The sequence below is a fragment of the Blastococcus sp. VKM Ac-2987 genome, from assembly GCF_026967805.1.
Lineage (GTDB): Bacteria > Actinomycetota > Actinomycetes > Mycobacteriales > Geodermatophilaceae > Blastococcus.
In genome coordinates, this window is sequence record NZ_JAPVBG010000002.1 from 1156093 (window position 1) to 1179413 (window position 23321).

General features: G+C 73.4%; 16 protein-coding genes. 10 read left to right on the plus strand and 6 right to left on the minus strand.

Annotated elements, in window-relative coordinates:
- The first annotated feature begins 23 nt into the window (after nucleotides 1-23).
- On the plus strand, nucleotides 24-986 hold the full coding sequence (locus O2W17_RS14545) for a tetratricopeptide repeat protein (RefSeq protein ID WP_269193133.1): 963 nt from the start codon (nucleotides 24-26) through the stop codon (nucleotides 984-986).
- Between the two features lie 12 nt (nucleotides 987-998).
- Here the strand turns inward: O2W17_RS14545 and O2W17_RS14550 are convergent, their stop codons facing one another.
- The 5 genes from O2W17_RS14550 to O2W17_RS14570 all read right to left on the minus strand — a co-directional run bounded on the left by O2W17_RS14550 (nucleotide 999) and on the right by O2W17_RS14570 (nucleotide 10716).
- A complete protein-coding gene (locus tag O2W17_RS14550; RefSeq protein WP_269193134.1) occupies nucleotides 999-2390 on the minus strand; it encodes a neutral zinc metallopeptidase in 1392 nt (463 codons plus the stop codon).
- Between the two features lie 132 nt (nucleotides 2391-2522).
- Nucleotides 2523-5396, minus strand: a complete 2874-nt coding sequence (glgB, locus tag O2W17_RS14555; RefSeq protein WP_269193135.1) for a 1,4-alpha-glucan branching protein GlgB — start codon at nucleotides 5394-5396, stop codon at nucleotides 2523-2525.
- 51 nt (nucleotides 5397-5447) lie between these two features.
- Nucleotides 5448-6815: a maltokinase N-terminal cap-like domain-containing protein gene (locus tag O2W17_RS14560; RefSeq protein WP_269193136.1), complete on the minus strand. Its 1368-nt coding sequence runs from the start codon at nucleotides 6813-6815 to the stop codon at nucleotides 5448-5450.
- A complete protein-coding gene (treS, locus tag O2W17_RS14565; protein ID WP_269193137.1) occupies nucleotides 6812-8632 on the minus strand; it encodes a maltose alpha-D-glucosyltransferase in 1821 nt (606 codons plus the stop codon). Before treS ends, O2W17_RS14560 begins: the two co-directional genes overlap by 4 nt.
- Before the next feature lie 50 nt (nucleotides 8633-8682).
- A complete protein-coding gene (locus tag O2W17_RS14570; RefSeq protein WP_269193138.1) occupies nucleotides 8683-10716 on the minus strand; it encodes an alpha-1,4-glucan--maltose-1-phosphate maltosyltransferase in 2034 nt (677 codons plus the stop codon).
- Nucleotides 10717-10873: 157 nt separating this feature from the next.
- On the opposite strand from O2W17_RS14570, the gene glgP reads away from it, so the two are divergent.
- Complete coding sequence (gene glgP, locus O2W17_RS14575; RefSeq protein ID WP_269193139.1) at nucleotides 10874-13423, plus strand: alpha-glucan family phosphorylase; 2550 nt, start codon at nucleotides 10874-10876, stop codon at nucleotides 13421-13423.
- Nucleotides 13424-13546: 123 nt separating this feature from the next.
- Nucleotides 13547-14515, plus strand: coding sequence for an FHA domain-containing protein (locus O2W17_RS14580; protein ID WP_269193140.1), 969 nt, complete (start codon nucleotides 13547-13549; stop codon nucleotides 14513-14515).
- A 57-nt stretch (nucleotides 14516-14572) separates the two neighbouring features.
- On the opposite strand, the gene glgX is transcribed toward O2W17_RS14580, so the two are convergent.
- Nucleotides 14573-16723, minus strand: coding sequence for a glycogen debranching protein GlgX (glgX, locus tag O2W17_RS14585; RefSeq protein WP_269193141.1), 2151 nt, complete (start codon nucleotides 16721-16723; stop codon nucleotides 14573-14575).
- A gap of 58 nt (nucleotides 16724-16781) precedes the next feature.
- Between glgX and O2W17_RS14590 the strand changes: the two genes are divergently transcribed.
- The 7 genes from O2W17_RS14590 to O2W17_RS14620 all read left to right on the plus strand — a co-directional run bounded on the left by O2W17_RS14590 (nucleotide 16782) and on the right by O2W17_RS14620 (nucleotide 23319).
- The gene (locus O2W17_RS14590) at nucleotides 16782-17597 is read left to right on the plus strand and encodes an ABC transporter ATP-binding protein (RefSeq protein WP_269193142.1); all 816 of its coding nucleotides are present in this window, start codon (nucleotides 16782-16784) and stop codon (nucleotides 17595-17597) included.
- A 10-nt stretch (nucleotides 17598-17607) separates the two neighbouring features.
- Nucleotides 17608-18396, plus strand: coding sequence for an enoyl-CoA hydratase/isomerase family protein (locus tag O2W17_RS14595; RefSeq protein WP_269193143.1), 789 nt, complete (start codon nucleotides 17608-17610; stop codon nucleotides 18394-18396).
- Nucleotides 18397-18531: 135 nt separating this feature from the next.
- Nucleotides 18532-18696: an RGCVC family protein gene (locus tag O2W17_RS14600; protein WP_269193144.1), complete on the plus strand. Its 165-nt coding sequence runs from the start codon at nucleotides 18532-18534 to the stop codon at nucleotides 18694-18696.
- Between the two features lie 49 nt (nucleotides 18697-18745).
- The gene (locus tag O2W17_RS14605) at nucleotides 18746-19852 is read left to right on the plus strand and encodes a PLP-dependent cysteine synthase family protein (RefSeq protein WP_269193145.1); all 1107 of its coding nucleotides are present in this window, start codon (nucleotides 18746-18748) and stop codon (nucleotides 19850-19852) included.
- 165 nt (nucleotides 19853-20017) lie between these two features.
- On the plus strand, nucleotides 20018-21406 hold the full coding sequence (locus O2W17_RS14610) for a hemolysin family protein (RefSeq protein WP_269193146.1): 1389 nt from the start codon (nucleotides 20018-20020) through the stop codon (nucleotides 21404-21406).
- A complete protein-coding gene (locus tag O2W17_RS14615) occupies nucleotides 21403-22422 on the plus strand; it encodes a hemolysin family protein (RefSeq protein WP_269193147.1) in 1020 nt (339 codons plus the stop codon). Before O2W17_RS14610 ends, O2W17_RS14615 begins: the two co-directional genes overlap by 4 nt.
- A 117-nt stretch (nucleotides 22423-22539) precedes the next feature.
- Entirely contained in the window at nucleotides 22540-23319 is a 780-nt protein-coding gene (locus O2W17_RS14620; RefSeq protein ID WP_269193148.1) for an electron transfer flavoprotein subunit beta/FixA family protein, read from the plus strand.
- Nucleotides 23320-23321 lie beyond the last annotated feature (2 nt).

Below are 23321 nucleotides of genomic sequence, written 5' to 3' on the forward strand. Positions count from 1 at the left end.
ACCCGCGGTGGGATCATGGCGGCATGCAGCCCACCCGTCCCGGACGACCCGACCCGCGCGCCCAGGCACAGCAGGCCCAGATGGCGGCCACGATGGCCGGAGCGGTCGACCTCGCCGCGGTGAAGGCCCGGTCCGAGGCGGCCGCACGGGCGCAGGCGGCCCCGCCGCCGAGCGGCGACGCCCCGGCCGGTGCTCCCGGAGGCGCCGTCGTCGACGTCACCGAGGCGACCTTCCAGGCCGAGGTCCTCGACCGGTCGTTCCAGGTGCCGGTGGTGCTCGACCTGTGGGCCGAGTGGTGCGGGCCGTGCAAGCAGCTCTCCCCGGTGCTCGAGGCGCTGGCCGTCGAGGGCGGCGGCTCCTGGGTGCTGGCCAAGGTCGACGTGGAGGCCAACCCGGCGCTGGCCCAGGGGCTGCGGGTGCAGGGCATCCCCGCCGTCAAGGCCGTCTGGCAGGGGCAGCTGGTGGCCGAGTTCACCGGCGCGATCCCGGAGGAGCAGGCGCGCCAGTTCGTCACCGAGCTGGTGCAGGCCACCACCGGTGGGGCGGTGCCCGGTGGCGCCGCGCCCGAGGAGGCGGAGGACCCGCGCCTGGACGCCGCCGAGGCGGCGCTGGAGCGCGGTGATCTCGCGGCCGCCGAGGCCGCGTACCAGGCGATCCTCGCCGAGGAGCCCGAGCACCCCGACGCGTCGCTGGCGCTGCGCCAGGTGCAGCTCTTCCGGCGGGCCGAGGATGCGGGGCCCGACGCGCTGGCCGCCGCCGACGCCGCCCCCGACGACGTGAGCGCGCAGACCCGCGCCGCGGACTTCCTGCTCGGCACCGGGAACATCGAGGCCGCCTTCGACCGGCTGCTCGACGTCGTCCGCCGCACCGCCGGGGAGGACCGGGACGCGGCACGCGTGCACCTGGTCGAGCTCTTCGCCGTGGTCGGCGACCAGGACCCGCGGGTCAACCAGGCCCGCCGCCAGCTCACCGCCGCGCTGTTCTGACCGGCGCGGCGGTCAGCGGCCGAGGTCGCAGGCCTCCCCGCCGTAGAGGAAGCCGGTGCGGAACGCGCCCACCAGCTCGAAGCCGGACGCGTCCACGTTGGGGAACACCTGGTCGTCGACGCCGTACTGCAGGAGGAACTGCACGGCCTCGTCGAGGTCGCCCGGGCTGATCTCCGCCTCGAGCAGGTCGCCGAAGGCGTCGTTGTGCCACTGGGCCTCGTACCAGCCGGTGAGGCAGACCGCCGATCGCGTGGCGGCGCCGTCGTCGACCGACAGCCCCGCCTGGTCGCGCACCGCCAGGGCGTAGGGCAGGGCCATGGCGGTGGCCAGCGCGAAGTCGCCGATCTCGTCGTAGGCCGGCACGGCGAGGTCGCTCTCGTCGATGTACACCGTCCGGTCGTCCCGGCAGTAGCCGAGGTCCCGGTCGTCGAGACCCGCGCAGTCCGGGGCGTCCCCGTCGAACCCGGCGACCTCCGGCGGCTGGAACTCGCGGCCGAACGCGGTGGGGAACACGTCGCCCCAGAAGGCGGGCAGCGTCGTGCCGACCCAGGTGACGATGTCGTCGAACCGCGCGTTGCCCTGGTTGACGTCGGTCGGCAGGAACTCCGCGGCGGTGAACAGCCGGTCCACCCCGAAGTCGTCCCGGCAGGTGCCCAGCCCGGTGTCGAAGCCGTCGTAGAACGCCGACACCCGGTCGAAGTAGGAGCCGTGCGCCTCGACGTCGTCAGGATCGCTGCCGACGTCGTCGCGCAGCAGCAGGAAGCCGCGGACGACGTCGTCGAGCTCGGGCTCGCGCAGGGAGAGGTGGGCGGCCTCCCCGTCGGCGACCCAGCGCGTCCACGCCCCGGCCAGGCAGTCGGCCTGGGTCTCGTCCTGGATGCTGCGGCCGGACTCGGCGAAGCCGAACCGGCCCTGCATGGCGTGGCCGAACTCGTGCGCCATCACCACGGGCACCAGGAAGCGGCCGTAGTCGTCGGAGAGCTCCTGGAGCAGCGACCGGTCGTAGGCGATGACGTCGCAGGCGGGGTCGTAGAAGGCGTTGCCCGCCACGACCTGGGGCACGGTGGACGAGTCCGCGCAGCCGATGCCGGTCTCCGGGTAGGCGCCCTCGTCGAGGTCCGCCGAGTCGACCGAGAAGTAGCCGCCGGCGAGCGGGGTGTACTCCTCGCCGAAGTGATCCGGGTACGCCTGGGTCCAGAACGTCTCCAGGTCGGCCAGCGCGTTGCGGGCGAACTGGTCGATGGGCTCGTCGCTGACCCCGGTGATCGGGAAGTCCTCGGCGGCGACGTCGACCGGCTCAGCGCTGCCGGGGGAGGCCTGGCCGCGGACGGTGTCGACGGCGCAGCCGGTCAGCACCAGTCCGGCGACGACCACGGGGGCCACCCGGTGCAGCAGCCGTCTCATCCGGCGGTCCTCCACGTGCCCGGCGGGGTGCCCGCCCGAGCGGACGCGCGCCGCACAGCATGCCTGGTGCCCTGGGGAGCGGGCACCACCCGGCTCCGCCGGAGCGGCGGAGCCGGGTGGTGGGAGGGGCGGTCAGCCCTCGTGCAGGAACCAGACGGTGCCCAGCGGCGGGGCGGAGATGGTCGCCGAGTAGGGCTGGCCGTGCCAGGGCTCGGCCACGGCCTCCACGCCGCCGTAGTTGCCGACGCCCGACCCGCCGTAGCCCTCGGCGTCGGAGTTGAGCACCTCACGCCACTGGCCGGGCCGGGGCAGGCCGATGCGGTACTCGTGGTGGGGCGAGCCGGCGAAGTTGACCACGCAGGCCAGCGCCGAGCCCTGGGTCGCAACCGGTCCGGAGGGGTCCTCCGCCTCGGTGCCGGCGGCGCCGACCGCGGCCCTGGGCGCCGCCCCGTAGCGCAGGAACGACAGCACGTTGCCCGACGCGTCGTTGGCGTCGATCCACTGGAACCCCGCCGGGTCGACGTCGAGGGACCAGAGGGCGTCGAGCTCCTTGTACCGGCCGTTGAGGTCGCTGACCAGCGCGAGCACGCCGCGGTGGGCCGGGTCGTCGAGGTGCCACCAGTCCAGCGACCGGCTCTCGGCCCACTCGGAGTCCTGGGCGAACTCCGAGCCCATGAAGAGCAGCTGCTTGCCGGGGTGGGCCCACATGTAGGCCAGGTAGGCGCGCAGGTTGGCGAGCTGCTGCCACCGGTCGCCGGGCATCTTCCGCAGCATCGAGCCCTTGCCGTACACGACCTCGTCGTGGCTGATCGGCAGGACGTAGTTCTCGCTGTAGGCGTAGTGCATCGAGAACGTGAGCTGGCCGTGGTGGTAGCTGCGGTGCACCGGCTCCCGCTCGACGTAGGCGAGCGAGTCGTGCATCCAGCCCATGTTCCACTTGAAGCCGAAGCCCAGGCCGCCCAGGTGCGTCGGCCGGGTGACCCCCGGCCAGGCGGTGGACTCCTCGGCGATGGTCACCACGCCGGGGACCTCGCGGTAGACGGTGGCGTTGAACTCCTGGAGGAAGGCCACCGCCTCCAGGTTCTCCCGGCCGCCGTACTTGTTCGGCAGCCACTCGTCGCGGGAGTAGTCCAGGTAGAGCATCGAGGCCACCGCGTCCACGCGGATGCCGTCGACGTGGAACTCCTTGGCCCAGAACAGCGCGTTGGCGACCAGGAAGTTGCGGACCTCGGAGCGGCCGAAGTCGAAGACGTAGGTGCCCCAGTCCAGCTGCTCGCCACGGCGCGGGTCGCCGTGCTCGTACAGCGGCGTGCCGTCGAAGCGGGCCAGCGCCCAGTCGTCCTTGGGGAAGTGGGCGGGCACCCAGTCGACGATGACGCCGATCCCGGCCCGGTGGGCGCGGTCGATCAGGTAGCGCAGGTCGTCGGGGCTGCCGAAGCGCGACGTGGGCGCGAAGTAGGAGGTGACCTGGTAACCCCAGGAGCCGCCGAAGGGGTGCTCGGCCAGCGGCATGAACTCGATGTGGGTGAAGCCGGCGGAGACGACGTAGTCGACCAGCTCGTCGGCGAGCTCGCGGTAGGACAGCCCCTGCCGCCACGAGCCCGCGTGCACCTCGTAGACGCTCATCGGCCGCTGGTGCCAGCCGGCCTCGGCGCGGCTGGCGACCCAGGCGTCGTCCTGCCACTCGTAGCTCGACTCCGCGACCACGGAGGCGTTCAGCGGCGGCACCTCGGTGGCGAACGCCAGCGGGTCGGACTTCTCGCGCCACGTGCCGTCGGCGCCGAGGACGTGGTACCGGTATCGGGTGCCGACCTGCGCGCCGGGGATGAAGATCTCCCAGACGCCGGAGGAGCCCAGCAGCCGCATCGGGTAGGCGCGCGCCTGCCAGTAGTCGAAGTCGCCGGTCACCTTGACGCCGCGGGCGTTGGGGGCCCAGACGGCGAAGGAGACGCCCTCGACGGTGCCCCCCACCGTCTCGTACCGGCGGACGTGCGCGCCGAGCACTTCCCAGAGCCGCTCGTGGCGTCCCTCGCGGATGAGGTGCTCGTCGATCGGGCCCAGCGTGGGCAGCCAGCGGAAGGGGTCGTCGACGGTGTGCGTGGTGGTGCCGCCCTGGCCGTCGCCGTAGCCGACCTCGACGCGGTAGTCACCCGGCTGGCGGGGGAGGGCCGCCTCGTAGATGCCCCCGTCGTGCAGCTGGGTGGCGTCGTAGCGGCTGCCGTCCTCGTCCAGGACGGCCACCGCGACGGCGTCCGGGCGCAGGGTGCGCACCGCCCAGCCGTCGTCGGTGCGGTGGGCGCCGAGGACGCGGTGCGGGTCGCGCGACCAGCCCTCGACGATCGCCCGCAGGTCCTCGTCGGTGACGGTCTGGATCTCGGCGTCCTCGGCCGCACCGGCGGTGGTGCCGCCGGACAGGCCGGAGGCCCCGGCGGGCGCGGTCGCCGGGGCGGGGGCGTCGTCGGCCGGGCCTACCGGGGCGGCCGGCTCCGCCGACCCGTCGGAGGCCTGGTCGTCGGGCGCCTGGGGGGTGGGCGGCGTGGTCGGGTCGGGGTCCGGCGCCTCCGGTTGGCCGGCCGGCGCGCCCGACGGGGAGCCGGGCTGGGCGATCGGCGCGGGAGCCACCACCGGGTTGGCCGTGGTCTCGGTGTCGTCGCCGCCGGGCTCGGGCGTCGCCTCGGTGGCCGTGGGAGCGGCCGCGGCCTGCTTTGCCGCGGACCGCTTCGCGGCTGTCGGCCCGGTGCCGGTGGCCGCCTTCTTCGCCGCCGCCTTCCTGGCCGGGGTCTTCGCCGCCGCGGCCTTCTTCGCCGGTGGCGTGTCGGCGCCGTCGCTGCCGGCGCCGGAGGTCGTCTTCTTGGCGGTGGTGCGCCGGGCCGGCTTCTTCGCCGGCTCGGCGTTGACCACCGGGCCCGCGGCGTTGGCCTCGGCCTCGGCCACCTTCTCCTCCACGGCGCGCTGCAGATCGTCCTTGCCGGCCACGGGGCTCTCCCCTCGGTCGTCGGTCGTCATCGTCTCGCCGTCCTCGTCCGTCTCGGTGCTCTGGTCCGTCGGTTCGGTAGCTCAGTCACGACCGGCGAGCCGGGCGATCGACTGGAGCGGGATCATCAGCCAGTGCGGACGGTTCCTCGCCTCGTAGACGCATTCGTAAACCGCCTTGTCGGCCTCGAACGCCCGAAGGAGTGGTGAATCCCCGCACGGGTCCACGTCGCCGGCCCCCGAGTAGCCGGAGCAGAAAGCGGCCCGGTTGCGCGCTGCCCACTCCTGGGCGCGGTACTCCCGCTGCGAGTCCTCCGGCTGCTCGACGAGCAGGTGCCGCGCGGCGTAGTCGAAGCTCCGCAGCATGCCGGCGACGTCGCGCAGCGGGCTGTCCAGCTCCCGGCGGGCGGCGAGGGGGCGGGCGGGCTCGCCCTCGAAGTCCAGGATGATCCAGCCCGTGGCGGTGCGCAGGACCTGCCCCAGGTGGAGGTCGCCGTGCACCCGCTGGCGCACGACCGGCTCGCCGCTGTCGGCGACCGCGGCGTACACCGCGCGGAGCGCGTCGGCGTGCTCGGCGAGCTGCGGCACGATCTCGATCGCCGCGTCCAGCCGCTCGGACATCTGGCGGGCGACCGTGGCGTACCAGTCGGCCGGGGCCTCCTCGGTGGGCAGCACCTTCGCCATGTCGGCGTGCACGGACGCCGTGGCCGCTCCCAGCCGCTCGCTGTCGGCGGCGAAGTCGCCGCCCACCTCGTCGGCGTGCAGGTCGCCCTCGGCGTAGAGGTCCCGGACGCTGGCCGTGGCCAGCCGCCAGCCGTCGCTGGCGTTGGGCACGAACGTCTGCAGCATCGCCACCGTCGCCGGCTCGTCGCCGCCCGCGCCGTCGATCTCGACGTGCCCCAGCAGCGGGGCGATGTGCTCGTTGTCCGTCCGGCGCAGCGCCGCGTGGATCTCGACGTCGGGGTTGAGGCCGGGCTCCAGCCGCCGGAACAGCTTGAGGATCGCCTCCTGGCCGTAGACCAGCGAGGTGTTGCTCTGCTCGGTGGAGACGATGTCCCCGGGCAGCCCCTCCGGGATGTCCCCCTCCCCGGCGGGGGAGAAGTGCATCGGGCCGACCGACGAGCCCTGGGCCAGGTGGATCAGCCACGGCGCGGTGGCGTCGCGGTCGCGCATCGCGTCGTAGGCGTAGGTCTCCCGACCCTCGTTGGCGACCGCGCCGACGTAGGCCGACTCCAGCCCCTCGGCCTGCTGGTCGCGCCAGGAGAGCGGCACGAGGTAGGTGTCGCGCCCGCCGTCGGTGTACTCGATCCGCACCCGGTGCACGGAGAGGACCGGGTTGCCGCGGTCGAGGAAGAACCCGTCCTCGGAGACGGCGGCCCACTCGCGGCCCTTGCCGCCGAACCACCGCTGCGTCGGGATCCACTCGCGGAACAGGTCGGTCAGTGCGTTCATCGGGGACCTCCGGAGTCGTCGGCCGCCTCGTCGGCGGCGCTGACCACGCCCGCGGCCAGCAGGGAGTCGGCCACCGCGCTGGAGGTGGCGCTGGCCCAGTCCTCGTGCTCGTCAGGGGCCGGCTCGGTCGGCTTGGAGAGCTCGAACCAGTAGAAGCCGTGCCCGGCGAGGGTCAGCATGTACGGCAGGACGCCGATCTGCGGGAACTCCACCCGGCCGGTGAGCTCGACCGGCGTGTAGCCCTCGAACCGGCGCAGGTCCAGCTCCACCGGCTGGGGGAACCGGGACAGGTTGTTGACGCACAGCACGACGTCGTCGCCGAACTCGCGGACGAACGACAGCACCGTGGGGTTGCGGGAGCCGATCTCGGCGTAGCTGCCCAGCCCGAACGTGGGGTGCTGGCCCCGGACCTGGATCATCCGGCGCACCCACTGCAGCAGCGAGTTCGTGTTCCGGAACTGCGACTCCACGTTGGTGACCTGATAGCCGTAGACGGGGTCCTGGTTCAACGGCAGGTACATCCGCTGCGGGTCGGCGCTGGAGAACCCGCCGTTCCGGTCGGGGGTCCACTGCATCGGCGTGCGGACGCCGTCGCGGTCACCGAGCCAGATGTTGTCGCCCATGCCGATCTCGTCGCCGTAGTACAGGACCGGCGAGCCGGGCAGCGACAGCAGCAGGGCGTTGAACAGCTCGAGGGTGTTGACGTCGTTGTCCAGCAGCGGGGCCAGCCGCCGGCGGATGCCGATGTTGGCCTTCATGCGGGGGTCCTTGGCGTACTCGTCCCACATGTAGTCGCGTTCCTCGTCGGTCACCATCTCGAGCGTCAGCTCGTCGTGGTTGCGGAGGAAGACGCCCCACTGGCAGTTGTCGGGGATGTCCGGCGTCTGGGCCATGATCTCCGAGATCGGGAAGCGCTGCTCCCGGCGCACCGCCATGAACAGGCGCGGCATGACCGGGAAGTGGAACGCCATCTGGCACTCGTCGCCGTTCTCGCCGAAGTACTCGACGACGTCGGCCGGCCACTGGTTGGCCTCGCACAGCAGCACCGTGTCGGGGTAGTCGGCGTCGACCACCTTGCGCACGTGCTTGAGGAACTCGTGGGTGCGCGGCAGGTTCTCGCAGTTGGTGCCCTCCTCCTCGAAGAGGTAGGGCACGGCGTCGAGCCGGAAGCCGTCGATGCCGAGGTCGAGCCAGAAGCGCAGGGCGTCGATGATCGCCTCCTGCACCTTCGGGTTCTCGAAGTTCAGGTCGGGCTGGTGGGAGAAGAACCGGTGCCAGAAGTACTGCTTGCGCACCGGGTCGAAGGTCCAGTTGGAGCTCTCGGTGTCGACGAAGATGATCCGCGCGTCGGCGTAGCCGGTGTCGTCGTCGGCCCACACGTAGAAGTCGCCGTAGGGGCCCTCGGGGTCGCTGCGGCTGGCCTGGAACCAGGGGTGCTGGTCCGAGGTGTGGTTCATGACGAAGTCGATGATCACGCGCATGCCGCGCGCGTGGGCCGCATCGAGGAACTCGTGGAAGTCCTGGATGTCACCGAACTCGGGCAGGACCGCGGTGTAGTCGCTGACGTCGTAGCCGCCGTCGCGCAGCGGCGAGGCGAAGAACGGCGGCAGCCACAGGCAGTCGACGCCGAGCCACTGCAGGTAGTCCAGCTTGTCGATCATGCCGCGCAGGTCGCCGACGCCGTCGGCGTTGCTGTCGGCGAAGCCCCGGACCAGGACCTCGTAGAAGACCGCGCGCTTGTACCACTCGGGGTCGGTGCCCGGTGGCGGGAGAGGGGAGTGGTTGCTGCTGCGGGAGTCGGGGACGGGAACGCTCATCGACGCCAATGCCTCGTTCGGGGGTCGGAGGTGCGGTCGGGAAGCGCCGGTCAGCTGACCGGCGGGGGGAACTGCACGGGCCGCGGGAAGGTGACCGCGAAGACGTGCGCCGGCTCCCGGTGGGGGTCGAGCTCCACGTAGTTGAACTGACCCCAGTCGTAGGAGGCGCCGGTGAGCTCGTCGGTGACCGCGAAGCGCTCGTGCCAGTCCAGGCCGAGGGTCGGCAGGTCCAGCGCCGTCGTCCCGATCTGGGTGTCCCGGCTGGACAGGTTGACGACGACGAGGACGGCGTCGGCCGAGCCGGGGTCGGTCTTGGTGAAGCAGAGCAGGTTCGGGTTGTCGACCTGGTGGAAGCGCAGCGTGCGCAGCTGCTGCAGCGCCGGGTGCGCCCGCCGCACCTCGTTGAGCCGGCGCAGGTACGGCGCCAGGCTCCGGCCGGAGGCCTCGGCGCCGGCCCAGTCGCGCGGGCGCAGGGAGTACTTCTCGCTCTCGAGGTACTCCTCGCTGCCCGGCTTCACCGCCACGTGCTCGAAGAGCTCGAAGCCGGAGTAGACGCCCCAGGTGGGGCTCAGCATCGAGGCGAGCACGGCGCGGATCTTGAACATCGGCGGGCCGCCGAACTGCAGCGACTCGTGGAGGATGTCCGGGGTGTTCACGAAGAAGTTGGGCCGCATGTAGTGGCTGTTGGCGGCCAGCTCCTGCCCGTACTCCTCCAGCTCCTGCCGCTCGGTGCGCCAGGTGAAGTAGGTGTAGGACTGCGTGAACCCGATCCGGGCCAGCTGGTGCATCATCGCCGGCCGGGTGAACGCCTCGGCGAGGAACAGCACGTCCGGGTCGGTCTTCTTGACCTCCCAGATCAGCCAGTGCCAGAAGTTCAGCGGCTTGGTGTGCGGGTTGTCGACGCGGAAGATCCGGACGCCGGCGTCCATCCACACCCGCACGACCCGCAGCACCTCGGCGTAGATGCCCTCGGGGTCGTTGTCGAAGTTGACCGGGTATATGTCCTGGTACTTCTTCGGCGGGTTCTCCGCGTAGGCGATCGTGCCGTCGGGCTTGGTGGTGAACCACTCCGGGTGCTCGGCGACCCAGGGGTGGTCCGGCGCGGCCTGCAGCGCGAGGTCCAGCGCCACCTCCATGCCGAGCTCGCGGGTGCGGGCGACGAACGCGGTGAAGTCGTCCATCGTGCCGAGGTCCGGGTGCACGGCGTCGTGGCCGCCCTCGGCGCTGCCGATGGCCCAGGGCGAGCCGACCTCGTCCGGGCCGATGTCGTGCGGGTTGCCGCCGGGGAACTGGCTGGAGTTCGGGCCCTTGCGGTTGACCCGGCCGATCGGGTGGATCGGCGGCAGGTAGACGACGTCGAAGCCCATCTCGGCGATGGCCGGCAGCCGGTCGCCGGCAGTGGTGAACGTGCCGTGCGTCGGCTGCCCGGCCACGACCGGCCCCTCCGACCGCGGGAAGAACTCGTACCAGGACCCGTAGAGGGCCTCCCTGCGGTCCACCCACACCTCGTAGCGGGGGGAGCGGGTGACCAGCTCCCGCACCGGGTGCTCGTGCAGGTACTTCTGCAGGCCCGACGCCAGCGCCGGGGCGATCCGGACGGTCAGCTCCTGGGAGGAGTCGCGCAGGGCCTGCGCCGCCGCGGTGACGCGGTCCCGCCAGTCGGCGTCGGCGTCGGCGGCGACGCGGTCGAGCAGCCGGGCGCCCTCCTCGAGGTCGTTGGCCAGCTCGTCGGCCCCCTGGCCGGCCTCGACCTTGACCTCGACGGCGTGCTTCCAGGTGGCCAGCGGGTCGCTCCACGCCTCGACGCAGAAGCTCCAGCGGCCCTCCCGGTCGGGCACGACCCCGGTGATCCAGCGGTCGGGCTCCGGGGGGAGCTTCGCCATCCGCAGGAACGGGCCGGTCGAGTCGTCGGCGCCGGGGGCGGTCCAGACGACGTTGGCCGCGACGGCGTCGTGGCCCTCGCGGAAGACGGTGGCGGTGATCGGCAGGTGTTCCCCGACGACGGCGCGGGCCGAGAAGGACCCGCAGGACACGACAGGGGCGACATCGGTGATGCCGAGGCGGAGGTCAGCGCGGCCATTCATCCCGTCCACGCTATCGACCCACCGCCCCAGCAGCATCTCGGCCACCGACGCGCCTCTCCCGCATCACCCGTTGGGGCTGGCGGGGGCCGTGGGGCCGGTCGCGGGAAGGTCCGCGCGAGGCCCTGACGGCGGGCCCGGAGCTGGTTAGTCTCGTCCGGTGCGCGCTCTCCGTAGGTTCACCGTCCGCGCGGCTCTGCCCGAGCCCCTCCTGCCGCTGTCCCAGTTGGTGATGAACCTCCGCTGGTCGTGGCACGCGGAGACCCGGGACCTGTTCGAGACCCTCGACGCCGAGCTGTGGCAGCGCTGCGGGGGTGACCCGGTGCGCGCGCTGGGCGAGGTGTCGGCCGAGCGGCTGGCGGCGCTGGCGAAGGACCGCCGCTTCGTGCGCCGGCTCACCGACGCCGTCGACGACCTGCAGGAGTACCTGGCCACCCCGCGCTGGTACCAGTCGCTGGGGGCCGAGGCGCCCGCGACGATCGCCTACTTCTCGGCCGAGTTCGGCATCAGCGAGGTGCTGCCGCAGTACTCCGGCGGCCTGGGCATCCTGGCCGGTGACCACCTCAAGGCCGCCTCGGACCTCGGCGTCCCGCTGATCGGCGTGGGCCTGCTCTACCGGGCCGGCTACTTCAGCCAGGGCCTGTCGGCCGACGGCTGGCAGCTGGAGCACTACCCCTCGCTGGACCCGCACGGTCTGCCGATCAAGCTGCTGCGCCAGGCCGACGGCTCCGCCGTCGTCATCACCGTGCCGCTGCCCGAGGGCCGCACCCTGCACGCGCACGTCTGGCGCGCCCAGGTCGGCCGGGTCTCGCTGCTGCTGCTCGACAGCGACATCGAGGAGAACTCACCCGCCGAGCGCCTGGTCACCGACCGGCTGTACGGCGGGGACGAGGACCACCGCCTCCGGCAGGAGATGCTGCTGGGCATCGGCGGGGTCCGCGCGCTGCGCGCGTACTGCTCGCTGACCGGCACCGCGCAGCCGGAGGTGTTCCACGCCAACGAGGGCCACGCCGGCTTCCAGGGCGTCGAGCGCATCCGCGAGCTGACCGAGGCGCACGGGCTGACCTTCGCCGAGGCGCTGCAGGCCGTCCGCGCGGGCACGGTGTTCACCACGCACACGCCGGTGCCGGCGGGCATCGACCGCTTCCCGAAGGCCCTCATCGAGCGCTACTTCACCGGCTTCGGCGTGCTCATGGACCAGCTGCTGCCGCTGGGGGCCGAGAACGACCCGGCGAAGTTCAACATGGCCCACATGGGGCTGCGGCTCGGCCAGCGCGCCAACGGCGTCAGCCAGCTGCACGGGCACGTCAGCCGCGGGATGTTCAACGACCTGTGGCCGGGCTTCGACGAGCGGGACGTGCCCATCGGCTCGATCACCAACGGCGTGCACGCCCCCACCTGGACCGCCCGCGAGCTGGTCGAGATGGGCACCCAGACCTCGAGCCAGGGCGACACGGTCGACGTCGAGGGCGACGTCCACTTCGACGGCGTGGACCGCATCCCCGCCGCCGACCTGTGGAACACCCGGCGGGCGCTGCGGGCCCGCCTCGTCGACGAGGTGCGCCGGCGCATCCGGGAGACCGCGCTGTCGCGCGGGGCCACCGAGGCGGAGGTCGGCTGGACCGACAGCGCCTTCGACCCCGACGTGCTGACCATCGGCTTCGCCCGCCGGGTGCCCTCCTACAAGCGGCTCACCCTCATGCTGCGCGACCCCGAGCGGCTGAAGGCGCTGCTGCTGGACCCGCAGCGGCCGCTCCAGCTGGTGATCGCCGGCAAGAGCCACCCGGCCGACGACGGCGGCAAGGGGCTGATCCAGCAGATGGTCGCCTTCGCCGACGACCCGGAGATCCGGCACCGCATCGCGTTCCTGCCCGGCTACGACATCGGCATGGCGCGCTACCTGTACTGGGGCTGCGACGTCTGGCTGAACAACCCGCTGCGCCCGCTGGAGGCCTGCGGCACCTCGGGCATGAAGGCGGCGCTGAACGGCGGGCTCAACCTCTCCATCCGCGACGGCTGGTGGGACGAGTGGTTCGACGGCCAGAACGGCTGGGCCATCCCCACGGCCGACGGCGTGGCCGATCCCGACCGCCGCGACGAGGTCGAGGCCCGGGCGATCTACGAGCTGCTCGAGACCCAGGTGCTGCCGCGGTTCTACGAGACCGACCACGCCGGGATCCCCGGGCGGTGGGTCGAGATGGTGCGGCACACCCTGCGCGAGACCGGCCCCAAGGTGCTGGCCACCCGGATGGTCCGTGACTACGTCCGCGACCTCTACGTCCCGGCCGCCGGCTCCGCCCGGGCCATGGCCGCGGACGGCTACGCGCCGGCGCGCACCGAGGCCTCGTGGCGGTCGCACCTGCTGTCGCACTGGCACGACGTGCGGGTCGCCCACGTCGAGACGACCGGCGCGGGGGACACCCCGGAGATCGGGTCGAGCCTGGCGCTGCGGGCGGAGGTCGAGCTGCCCGGGCTGACGCCGTCCGACGTCGAGGTCCAGGCCGCCTACGGCCGGGTGGACGACGCCGACGGGCTGCACGAGGTGACGACGGTGCCGATGAGCCACGAGCACACCGACGGCTCCCGGCACTGGTTCACCGCCACCCTGCCCCTGGAGCGGACGGGCGCCTTCGGTTACACGGTGCGCGTCCTGCCGCACTCCCAGTACCTGGCCGACCCGGCGGAGCTCGGCGTGGTGAGCACCGCGTAGCCGACGACTCATCGGACACTGCGACCACGCCCGTCACAGTGACCTCCTGTGACCTCGTGACACCCCGGCGTGGCGGGAACCCGCGCCCAGCCAGACCGGCTGTGCATCACTAGGCTGGACGCTATGCCCGACCGCTGTGAAGTCCTCCCCGGAGATGCCGTCGTCGCCCGCCGCGGCGGCGGCCTGCTGTGGGTCGACGCTCCCGGCTCGCCCGCCCTGGTCTCGGCCCTGCACGCCTGCCTGGGCGTGTCGGGTCCCGGCGCCGACCGCGTCCTGGCCGCCGTCGCCGGTCAGGTGAGCTCGCTCGCCTCCGGGAGCGCCTCGTTCGCGCTCGTCCTCACCACCGACGCCGGCACCGGCGTCGGGCTGTGGGCGGGCAAGGGCCAGCCGGCCGTCGACGGCGTCCCCGTCTCCGGTTCGTCGGTCGAGGGCGGCACGCTCGCCTCCGGCTTCGCGCTGGGCCAGTCGCTGTACGTGGGTCCGGGGCAGTCCGCCCCCCGCACCCCGCCGGGCGTGAGCTTCGACCTCGTCGAGGGCACCGTGCCCGGCGGCGGCGTGACGCTGCAGCTGGCCGGCTCCGCGCCGGCCGCCGCGGCCGCGCCGGAGACCGCCGCCGCGCCGGCGTCGTCCTTCTCGCCGGGGCCCGACTCCGGCGGGTTCGGCGCCAGCCGCGGGTCCTCCGCCGCCTCCGTCGCGCGCCCGGACTCCGGCGAGCAGACCGCCTTCTGGCGGCCCGACCCGTCCGACGCCGCGCCGATCCTGCGGTTCGACGACGGCATGGTCGTCACCATCGACGAGGACCTGGTGCTCGGCCGGCGTCCCGACAACCACGAGATGGTGGCCAGCGGCTCGGCGCGGGCGGTGCCGATCGCCGACACCCAGAACGTGCTGTCCTCGGCGCACGCCGCGCTGACCCGCTCCGGCCGCGAGGTCTCCCTGGTCGACCTGGGCTCGCTCAACGGCACCCACGTCGCCGGGCCCGAGGCCACCGAGTGGACCCAGCTCGAGCCCGGCGTCGCCCACCCGCTCTCCGACGGCGACCGGCTGCTGCTCGGCTGGACCGTCATCACCTTCGAGCAGCCGCAGGACTGACCCCCCGCAGCGATCCCCGGGAGCCCCGGTCCGACGAGGACCGGGGCTCCCGGCGTCTCAGGGCCGGCGCTCGACCCGCAGCAGCCAGACGCAGCGGCCGGGGACCTCGAGCGGGCCGGGTGCCACGAACGTCGGCTCCGGTGGGGTGCCCCGGCGGTACTCGGTCGAGAGCACCAGCTCGTAGCCGTCTGCCCACGGCGGGCCGGGCAGCGTGACGGTCACCGGGTCCGGGCCGGCGTGCAGCTGCACCAGGTAGGAGTCGTCGACCACCGGGTGGCCGTGCTCGTCGCGGTGCCGGATGCCCCGGCCGTCGAGGTACATGCCGACCGTCTGCAGCCCCGTGTCGAACCAGTCGGCGGTGGTCAGCTGCCCGCCGGCGGGGGCGAACCAGGCGAGGTCCCGGGTGCCGCCGGTGCCGGGCAGCTCGTGGCCCTCGAAGAACGCCTCCTGGCGGAGCACGGGGGCGCCGCGCCGCAGCCGCACCAGCCGGGTGACGAACGCCAGCAGGTCCTCGTCGACCGCGCTCCAGTCCAGCCAGGAGAGCTCGTTGTCCTGGCAGTAGGCGTTGTTGTTGCCCTGCTGGGTCCGGCCCAGCTCGTCGCCGGCGGTGAGCATCGGCACCCCGGTGGACAGCAGCAGCGTCATCAGCAGGTTGCGCGCCTGGCGGGCGCGCAGGTCCAGGACGCCGGGGTCGTCGGTGGGGCCCTCGACGCCGCAGTTCCAGTTCCGGTTGTGGCTCTCGCCGTCCCGGTTGTCCTCGCCGTTGGCCTCGTTGCGCTTGTGCTCGTAGCTGACCAGGTCGGCGAGGGGGAACCCGTCGTGGGCGGTGACGAAGTTGACGCTGGCGAACGGCCGCCGGCCGTCGGAGCGGTACAGGTCCGAGGAGCCGGTCAACCGGTAGGCGAGGTCCCGGACCCCGACGTGCGCGCCGGACCACACCTCCCGGACGGTGTCGCGGTACTTGCCGTTCCACTCCGTCCACGGCGGCGGGAAGTTGCCCACCTGGTAGCCGCCCGGCCCGATGTCCCAGGGCTCGGCGATCAGCTTCACCTGGCTGACCACCGGGTCCTGGTGCACGACGTCGAAGAACGCCGACAGCCGGTCGACGTCGTGCATCGAGCGGGCCAGGGCCGAGGCGAGGTCGAACCGGAACCCGTCGACGTGCATCTCGGTGACCCAGTAGCGCAGCGAGTCCATGACCAGCCCCAGGACCGCCGGCCGGCGCACGTCCAGGGTGTTCCCGCAGCCGGTGTAGTCGGTGTAGCGGCCGGGGCTCTCCCCGTCGAGGCGGTAGTAGCCGGGGTTGTCGATGCCTTTGAACGACAGCGTCGGCCCGGTGTGGTCGCCCTCGGCGGTGTGGTTGTAGACGACGTCGAGGATCACCTCGATGCCCGCGGCGTGCAGCTCCCGGACCATGGTCTTGAACTCGGTGACCTGGCCGCCGCTGCTGCCGGAGGCGCTGTAGCCGGCGTGCGGGGCGAAGTAGCCGAGGGTGTTGTAGCCCCAGTAGTTGGTCAGCCCGCGGCGCAGCAGGTGCGGCTCGCTGACGAAGTGGTGCACGGGCATCAGCTCGACCGCGGTGACCCCGAGGGCGAGCAGGTGCTCGACGAAGGCCGGGTGCGCCAGGCCGGCGTAGGTGCCGCGCAGGTGCGCCGGGACGCCGGGGTGCCGGGCGGTGGCGCCCTTGACGTGCACCTCGTAGACGACGGTGTCCGACCACGAGCGCCGCAGCGGCCGGTCGCCGTCCCAGGGGAACGGGTCGTGGACGACGACGCCGCGCGGCACGAACGGCGCGGAGTCCCGCGCGTCCGGGACGGCGGAGTCCGGCGCGTCGACCGGGTGGCCGAACAGCGCGCCGTCCAACCGCAGCTCGCCGTCGACGGCCCGCGCGTAGGGGTCCAGCAGCAGCTTCGCGGGGTTGCAGCGGTGCCCGGAGAACGGGTCGTAGCCGCCGTGCACCCGGTAGCCGTAGCGCTGCCCGGGCCCGACCGCGGGCAGCCGGCCGTGCCACACCTGGTGGGTGGTCTCCTCCAGCCGGTACCGGTGCTCGGCGCCGTCGGCGTCGAACAGGCACAGGTCGACGGCGGAGGCCCCGGCCGACCAGAGGGCGAAGTTCGTGCCGCGGCCGTCCCAGGTGGCGCCGAGCGGGGCGGGCGTGCCGGGGAGCACGCCCGGGACCAGGGAACCGGCGGCGGGGGAGTCGGTCACCGGCTGATCGTGCCGTCTCCGGGGCCGGATCGGGCGCACCGACCGCGATCGAGGTTGGATGGGGGACGTGTCGAACCCTGGCGCCCCCGACGGGGCGGTCGTCCGCATGACCGGCGTCGACGTCGTCCGGGGGCAGAACGACCTGCTCCGCGGCGTCGACTGGGCGGTCGAGCCCGACCACCGGTGGGTCGTGCTCGGGCCGAACGGGGCGGGGAAGACCACGCTGATGCAGCTGGCCGCCGCCCAGATGCACCCCACCCGCGGGGAGGTGCGGCTGCTGGGGGAGACCCTCGGTGCGGTCGACGTCTTCGAGCTGCGGCCCCGGATCGGCCTGACCAGCGCCTCGCTCGCCCAGCGGATCACCCCGACCGAGCGCACCGGGGACATCGTGATCTCCGCGGGCTACGCGGTCGTGGGCCGCTGGCGGGAGCGCTACGACGTCCACGACCTCACCCGGGCCGGGATGCTCATGGAGCAGTGGGGCGTCGCCCAGTTCGCGCACCGGCCGTTCGGCACCCTCAGCGAGGGCGAGCGCAAGCGGACCCAGATCGCGCGCGCCCTGATGCCCGACCCGGAGCTGCTGCTGCTCGACGAGCCCGGCGCGGGCCTGGACCTGGGCGGCCGGGAGGACCTCGTCGCCCGGCTGTCGGACCTGGCGAGGTACCACTACGCGCCGGCCCAGGTGCTCGTCACCCACCACGTCGAGGAGATCCCGCCCGGCTACACCCACGCGCTGCTGCTGCGCGACGGCGAGGTGGTGGCCGCCGGGGCCGCCGACGACGTGCTGACCGCCGCGCACCTGTCCGACACCTTCGGGCTCGCGCTCGAGCTCTCCCGCACCGACGGCCGGTTCACCGCTCGCCGCGCTCGCTAGGGTGCCCACCATGGCGCAGACCCCCGAGTTCGTGACCCTGCAGGTGGAGGACGGAGTCGGCACGATCCGGCTCGACCGGCCGAAGATGAACGCGATCGACGAGCAGCTGCACCTGGAGGTGCGCGCCGCGGCGACGGAGGCCGGCAGCCGCGACGACGTGCGCGCCGTGGTCGTCTACGGCGGCGAGCGGGTGTTCGCCGCCGGCGCCGACATCAAGGCGATGTCGCAGCTCGACGCCGCCGGCATGACCGCCTGGGGCAAGGAGCTGCAGGACTCGTTCCGGGCCGTCGCCGGCATCCCGAAGCCGGTCATCGCCGCCGTCACCGGCTACGCCCTCGGCGGCGGCTACGAGCTGGCGCTGTGCGCCGACTTCCGCGTGCTCGGCGCCGGCGCGAAGATCGGCCAGCCGGAGATCCTGCTGGGCGTGATCCCCGGCGCCGGCGGCACCCAGCGGCTGGCCCGCCTGGTCGGCCCGGCGAAGGCGAAGGACCTGGTCTTCACCGGCCGGCACGTCGCCGCCGAGGAGGCCCTGGAGATGGGCCTGGCCGACGCCGTCGTCCCGGACGCCGAGGTGTACGCGACGGCGCTGGCGATGGCCCGCAAGCTCGCCGCCGGCCCACCGCTGGCGCTGGCCGCGGCCAAGCGGGCGATCGACGAGGGGCTCGACCTGCCCCTCGACGCGGGGCTGGACCTGGAGAGCCGGCTGTTCGCCGAGCTGTTCGACACCGAGGACCAGGACGCCGGCATGCGCTCGTTCCTGGAGAGCGGCCCGGGCAAGGCCACCTTCACCGGCCGCTGACCCGGCGCGGCCGGGGCACCCCGGGGCGTAGCGTCGGGGGCGTCCCGTCCACGTCGCGCACCGGCCGTCCGAGCCGGTGCCGGGACGGGAGCACCCCGCTGCGCGCCGGCGACCCCGGCCGAGTCAGGTTCTGCCATGACCACCGCCCTGTCCTCCCCGGCCGAGACCGAGCAGCCCGCCGCGGCCGTCTCGTGCACCGCCTGCCCGCACCCGCTGGCCGACCACGACCGGATCTCGCTGCGCTTCTGCCAGGCGACCCGGGCCTCCGACAGCTCGCGGGGCTGCGCCTGCCGGACGTGACACGCACCGGCCGGCCGGGAGTGGCCGGCCGGTGCGCGATCATGCCGGGGTGACCGGTCACCGCACGGACGTCGACCACTCCGACCCCGGGAGCCGGGCGTGGGTGGACCGCGCGGTCGCCGCCGTGGAGGCCGACGCACGGCGCAGCGCGGACACCCACCTGCTGGTCTACCCGCTGCCCCCGGAGTGGGGCGTGGACCTCTACCTCAAGGACGAGTCGACCCACCCGACCGGCAGCCTCAAGCACCGGCTGGCCCGGTCGCTGTTCCTCTACGGGCTGTGCTCGGGGCAGATCACCGAGGGCAGCACGGTCGTGGAGTCCTCCAGCGGGTCGACGGCGGTGAGCGAGGCCTACTTCGCGCGGATGCTGGGCCTGCCGTTCGTCGCGGTCATGCCGCGGTCGACCAGCCCGGAGAAGGTCGCGCTGATCGAGTTCCACGGGGGCCGCTGCCACTTCGTCGACCGCGCGCCCGACATGTACGGGGAGGCCCGCCGGCTGGCCGCCGAGTGCGGCGGCCACTACCTCGACCAGTTCACCTACGCCGAGCGGGCCACCGACTGGCGCGGCAACAACAACATCGCCGAGTCGATCTTCGAGCAGCTGGCCGCCGAGCGGCACCCGGTGCCGGACTGGGTCGTCGTCGGCGCCGGGACGGGCGGCACCAGCGCGACCATCGGCCGGTACCTGCGATTCCGCCGGCACCCCACGCGGCTCGCCGTCGTCGACCCGGAGAACTCGGCGTTCCTGCCCGGGTACGCGGCCGACGACCCCGGCTGGACGACCGGGACGCCGTCCCGGATCGAGGGCATCGGCCGGCCGCGGGTGGAGCCCTCGTTCGTGCCGACGATCGTCGACCGGATGATCGGCGTGCCCGACGCCGCCTCCCTGGCCGCGATGCGGCACCTGGAGCGGGCGACCGGCCGCCGGGCGGGCGGGTCCACGGGCACCAACCTCTGGGGCGCCTTCGGCCTGGTCGCCGAGATGGTCGCCGCAGGACGGCGGGGGAGCGTGGTCACGCTGCTCTGCGACGGCGGGGAGCGCTACGCCCGCACCTACTACTCCGACGAGTGGGTGGCGGCGCAGGGCCTGGACCTCGCCCCCCACACCGAGACGCTCCGGCACTTCGCCGCGACGGGGGAGTGGCGGACCCGCTGAGGAGCGGGTCGGCCGGGCGACCGCCGGGGGAACCGTCGCGGCAGGACGCCCGTTGGGTCGGGCGCGGGCACCGCCCGACCCTGCCCGCCCCGCGAAGAGAGACATGAGCACCGACCACCATCCCCAGGCCGCGTCCCTCCGATCCGATGACGGGGTGCGCGGCCGGTGACCGAAGTGCTCACCCTCCTGAGCGGTGTCCTCGTGGTCCTCGGGATCACGGTGGTCACCGGCTACTTCGTGGCCCAGGAGTTCGCCTTCATGACCGTCGACCGGGCCGAGCTCACGGCCCAGGCGGCGGACGGCGACGCCGCCGCCGAGCGGGCGCTGACCGTGACCCGCCGCACCTCCTTCATGCTGTCGGGCGCCCAGCTGGGCATCACCGTGACGGGTCTGCTCGTCGGTTACGTCGCCGAGCCGCTGATCGGCGACTCCCTGGGCACGATCCTGGGCGGCACCGGCATCCCCACCGCGCTCTCCGTGGGCGTCGGTGCGGTGCTCGCGCTGCTGTTCTCCACCGTGGTGCAGATGCTCTTCGGCGAGCTGTTCCCGAAGAACCTCGCCATCGCCCGGCCGGCGCCCGTGGCCCGGTGGCTCGCCCGCTCCACCGTCGTCTACCTGGCCGTGTTCGGGTGGTTGGTCCGGGTCTTCGACGCGGCCTCGAACCTGCTGCTCCGGGCACTGCGCATCGAGCCGGTGCACGACGTGGAGCAGGCCGCGACGGTGCGCGACCTCGAGCACATCGTCGAGGACTCCCGCGAGAGCGGGGACCTGCCGGCGGAGCTGTCGATGGTGCTCGACCGCATCCTCGACTTCCCGAACCGGGACGTCGGGCACGCGATGATCCCGCGCCCGCGGGTGGACACCGTGGTCGACACCGACACCCTCGGCCACCTGCGCACGCTCATGGCCGAGGGGCACTCGCGGTACCCGGTGCTCGCCCGGGACACCTACGACGTCGTCGGTGTCGTGCACCTGGTCGACCTGCTGACCACCCCGGAGCCCGACACCGCGGCCGTGGCCGCGATCGCCCGCCCCCCGCTCGCCGTCTCCACCTACAGCTCGCTCCCGGACGCCCTGCGCCGGTTGGCGGAGACCGACGACCGGTTGGCCTGCGTCATCGACGAGTACGGCGGCTTCGCCGGGGTGATCACCGTCGAGGACCTCGCGGAGGAACTCGTCGGCGAGATCACCGACGAGCACGACCCGGAGCACCCGGGGTACCAGCCGGTCGAGGGCGACGGCGTGTGGGAGATGCCCGGCGACGTGCACGTGGACGAGGTCGAGCGCGCGCTGGGCATCGACCTGCCGCGAGGGGACTTCGAGACGATCGCCGGACTGGTGATCGTCCTCCACGGCGCCCTCCCGGAGCCGGGCACGCGGCTGACCGTGCCGCTGCCGCCGGACCTCGCCGGGCTGGTCGCCGACGGCGAGCCGGCCGCCAGGCACCTGCGCATCGACGTGCTGGCGGTCGAGCGGCACGTCCCGTCCCGGGTGCGCCTGGAGCTCCCCGGCCGGGCCGGTGCTCCCACCGTGGCCGGGGACGTCGGGCGATGAGCGACAGCCCCTGGGTCGTGCTGCCCGCGACGGTGGTCATCGTCGCGCTCAGCGCCTTCTTCGTGGCGGTCGAGTTCGCCGCCCTGGCGGCCAAGCGGCACCGCCTGGAGGACGCGGCGACCGGCAGCCGCTCCGCCCGCGCCGCGCTGCGCAGCTCCTCGGAGCTGACGCTGCTGCTCGCCGGGTCGCAGCTGGGCATCACCGCCGCGACGCTCGCGCTCGGCGCGATCAGCAAGCCCGCCGTGCACCACTGGCTCACCCCCGTGTTCGAGGCGTGGGGGCTGCCCCCGGTCGCCGCCGACGTCGTGGGCTTCGTCCTGGCGCTGGTCGTCGTCACGTTCCTGCACCTGGTGGTCGGGGAGATGGCGCCGAAGTCCTGGGCGATCGCCCACCCGGAGCGCTCGGCGACGCTCCTGGCGCTGCCCATGCGGGCGTTCCTGGCGGTGTTCCGGCCGCTGCTGCGGGTCCTCGACGCCACCGCGAACGCCCTGGTGCGCCGGGTCGGCGTGGAGCCGGCGAGCGAGGTCGCGGCCGGGCACAGCCCCGCGGCGCTGCGGCACCTGGTGGAGCACTCGGTCACCGTGGGCGCTCTCGACGCGCGCTTCTCGGCGCAGATCGCCGGTGCGCTGGAGCTCGAGCGGCTCACCGTCCGGGAGCTCGTCGGCCCCGGTGCCCCGCTGGTGGCGGTGGGCGTCGGCGCGACCGCCGGCGAGGTGCGCGACGCCACCCGGAGGAGCGGGCACCTGCGGATCCTGCTCGACGACGGGACGGGCATCGCCGGGGTGGTGCACGTCCGCGACACCCTCGCGTCGCCGGACGACGCGCCCGCCGGGCAGTTCGCCCGCACCGTCTTCACCCTCGAGGCGGGCACCACCGTGCACGCGGCCCTGACCGCCATGCGGGAGACCCGGAACCACCTGGCGCTGGTGACCGACGCCGGCGCCGTCCTCGGCGTCGTCACGCTGGCCGACGTCCTGCGCCGGTTGCTGCCCGGGCCGTCCGGCGCGTCGGCGTGATGTGCCTCACCCGCCCCTCGTACCGCAGCGGCGTTACCGCGCAGTAACCTCCATGATCGGAGCCAGGCGGGCCCACGTGCCCGCATCCTGAACGCGTCCTGAGGAAGGTTCAGCGCGATGAACATCGTCGTTCTTGTCAAGCAGGTCCCGGACTCCGGTAGCGAGCGCAAGCTGGACCCGGCCGACAACACCGTCGCCCGTGCGGCCGCCGACAACGTCATCAACGAGATGGACGAGTACGCCATCGAGGAGGCGCTCACCATCAAGGAGGCGCAGGGCGGCGAGGTCACCATCCTGACCGTCGGCCCCGACTCCGCCACCGACGCCATCCGCAAGGCGCTGTCCATGGGTGCCGACAAGGCCGTGCACGTCGTCGACGACGCCATCCACGGCTCGTGCGCGGTGCAGACCTCGGCGGTCATCGCCGCGGCCCTGGGTCAGATGGAGTACGACCTGGTCCTCTGCGGCGCGGAGGCCACCGACGCGCAGCTGAGCGTCATGCCGGCCCTGGTCGCCGAGCGCCTCGGCCTCCCGCAGCTGTCCGGTGCCCGCAAGGTGACCATCGAGGGCGGCACCGCCAAGGTGGAGCGGCAGACCGACGGCGGCTTCTGGGCCCTCGAGGCCCCGCTCCCGGCGATCATCTCGACCTGGGACACCATCAACGAGCCGCGCTACCCCTCCTTCAAGGGCATCATGGCCGCCAAGAAGAAGCCGGTGGAGACGAAGTCCCTGGCCGACCTCGGCGTCGACGCCGGCAGCGTGGGTCTGGCCACCGCCACCAGCAAGGTGCTCGACTTCGCCGGGCGCCCGCCGAAGGGCGAGGGCGTCAAGGTGACCGACGAGGGTGACGGCGGGCAGAAGTTCGTCGACTTCCTCGCCAGCCAGAAGATCGTCTGACG

Bases quoted from the DNA above. Each gene is read 5' to 3' on its own strand.
- O2W17_RS14545 (WP_269193133.1), top strand. From the start codon at position 24: ATGCAGCCCACCCGTCCCGGACGACCCGACCCGCGCGCCCAGGCACAG.
- O2W17_RS14550 (WP_269193134.1), bottom strand. From the start codon at position 2,390: ATGAGACGGCTGCTGCACCGGGTGGCCCCCGTGGTCGTCGCCGGACTG.
- glgB (WP_269193135.1), bottom strand. From the start codon at position 5,396: ATGACGACCGACGACCGAGGGGAGAGCCCCGTGGCCGGCAAGGACGAT.
- O2W17_RS14560 (WP_269193136.1), bottom strand. From the start codon at position 6,815: ATGAACGCACTGACCGACCTGTTCCGCGAGTGGATCCCGACGCAGCGG.
- treS (WP_269193137.1), bottom strand. From the start codon at position 8,632: ATGAGCGTTCCCGTCCCCGACTCCCGCAGCAGCAACCACTCCCCTCTC.
- O2W17_RS14570 (WP_269193138.1), bottom strand. From the start codon at position 10,716: ATGAATGGCCGCGCTGACCTCCGCCTCGGCATCACCGATGTCGCCCCT.
- O2W17_RS14580 (WP_269193140.1), top strand. From the start codon at position 13,547: ATGCCCGACCGCTGTGAAGTCCTCCCCGGAGATGCCGTCGTCGCCCGC.
- O2W17_RS14590 (WP_269193142.1), top strand. From the start codon at position 16,782: ATGGGGGACGTGTCGAACCCTGGCGCCCCCGACGGGGCGGTCGTCCGC.
- O2W17_RS14595 (WP_269193143.1), top strand. From the start codon at position 17,608: ATGGCGCAGACCCCCGAGTTCGTGACCCTGCAGGTGGAGGACGGAGTC.
- O2W17_RS14600 (WP_269193144.1), top strand. From the start codon at position 18,532: ATGACCACCGCCCTGTCCTCCCCGGCCGAGACCGAGCAGCCCGCCGCG.
- O2W17_RS14615 (WP_269193147.1), top strand. From the start codon at position 21,403: ATGAGCGACAGCCCCTGGGTCGTGCTGCCCGCGACGGTGGTCATCGTC.
- O2W17_RS14620 (WP_269193148.1), top strand. From the start codon at position 22,540: ATGAACATCGTCGTTCTTGTCAAGCAGGTCCCGGACTCCGGTAGCGAG.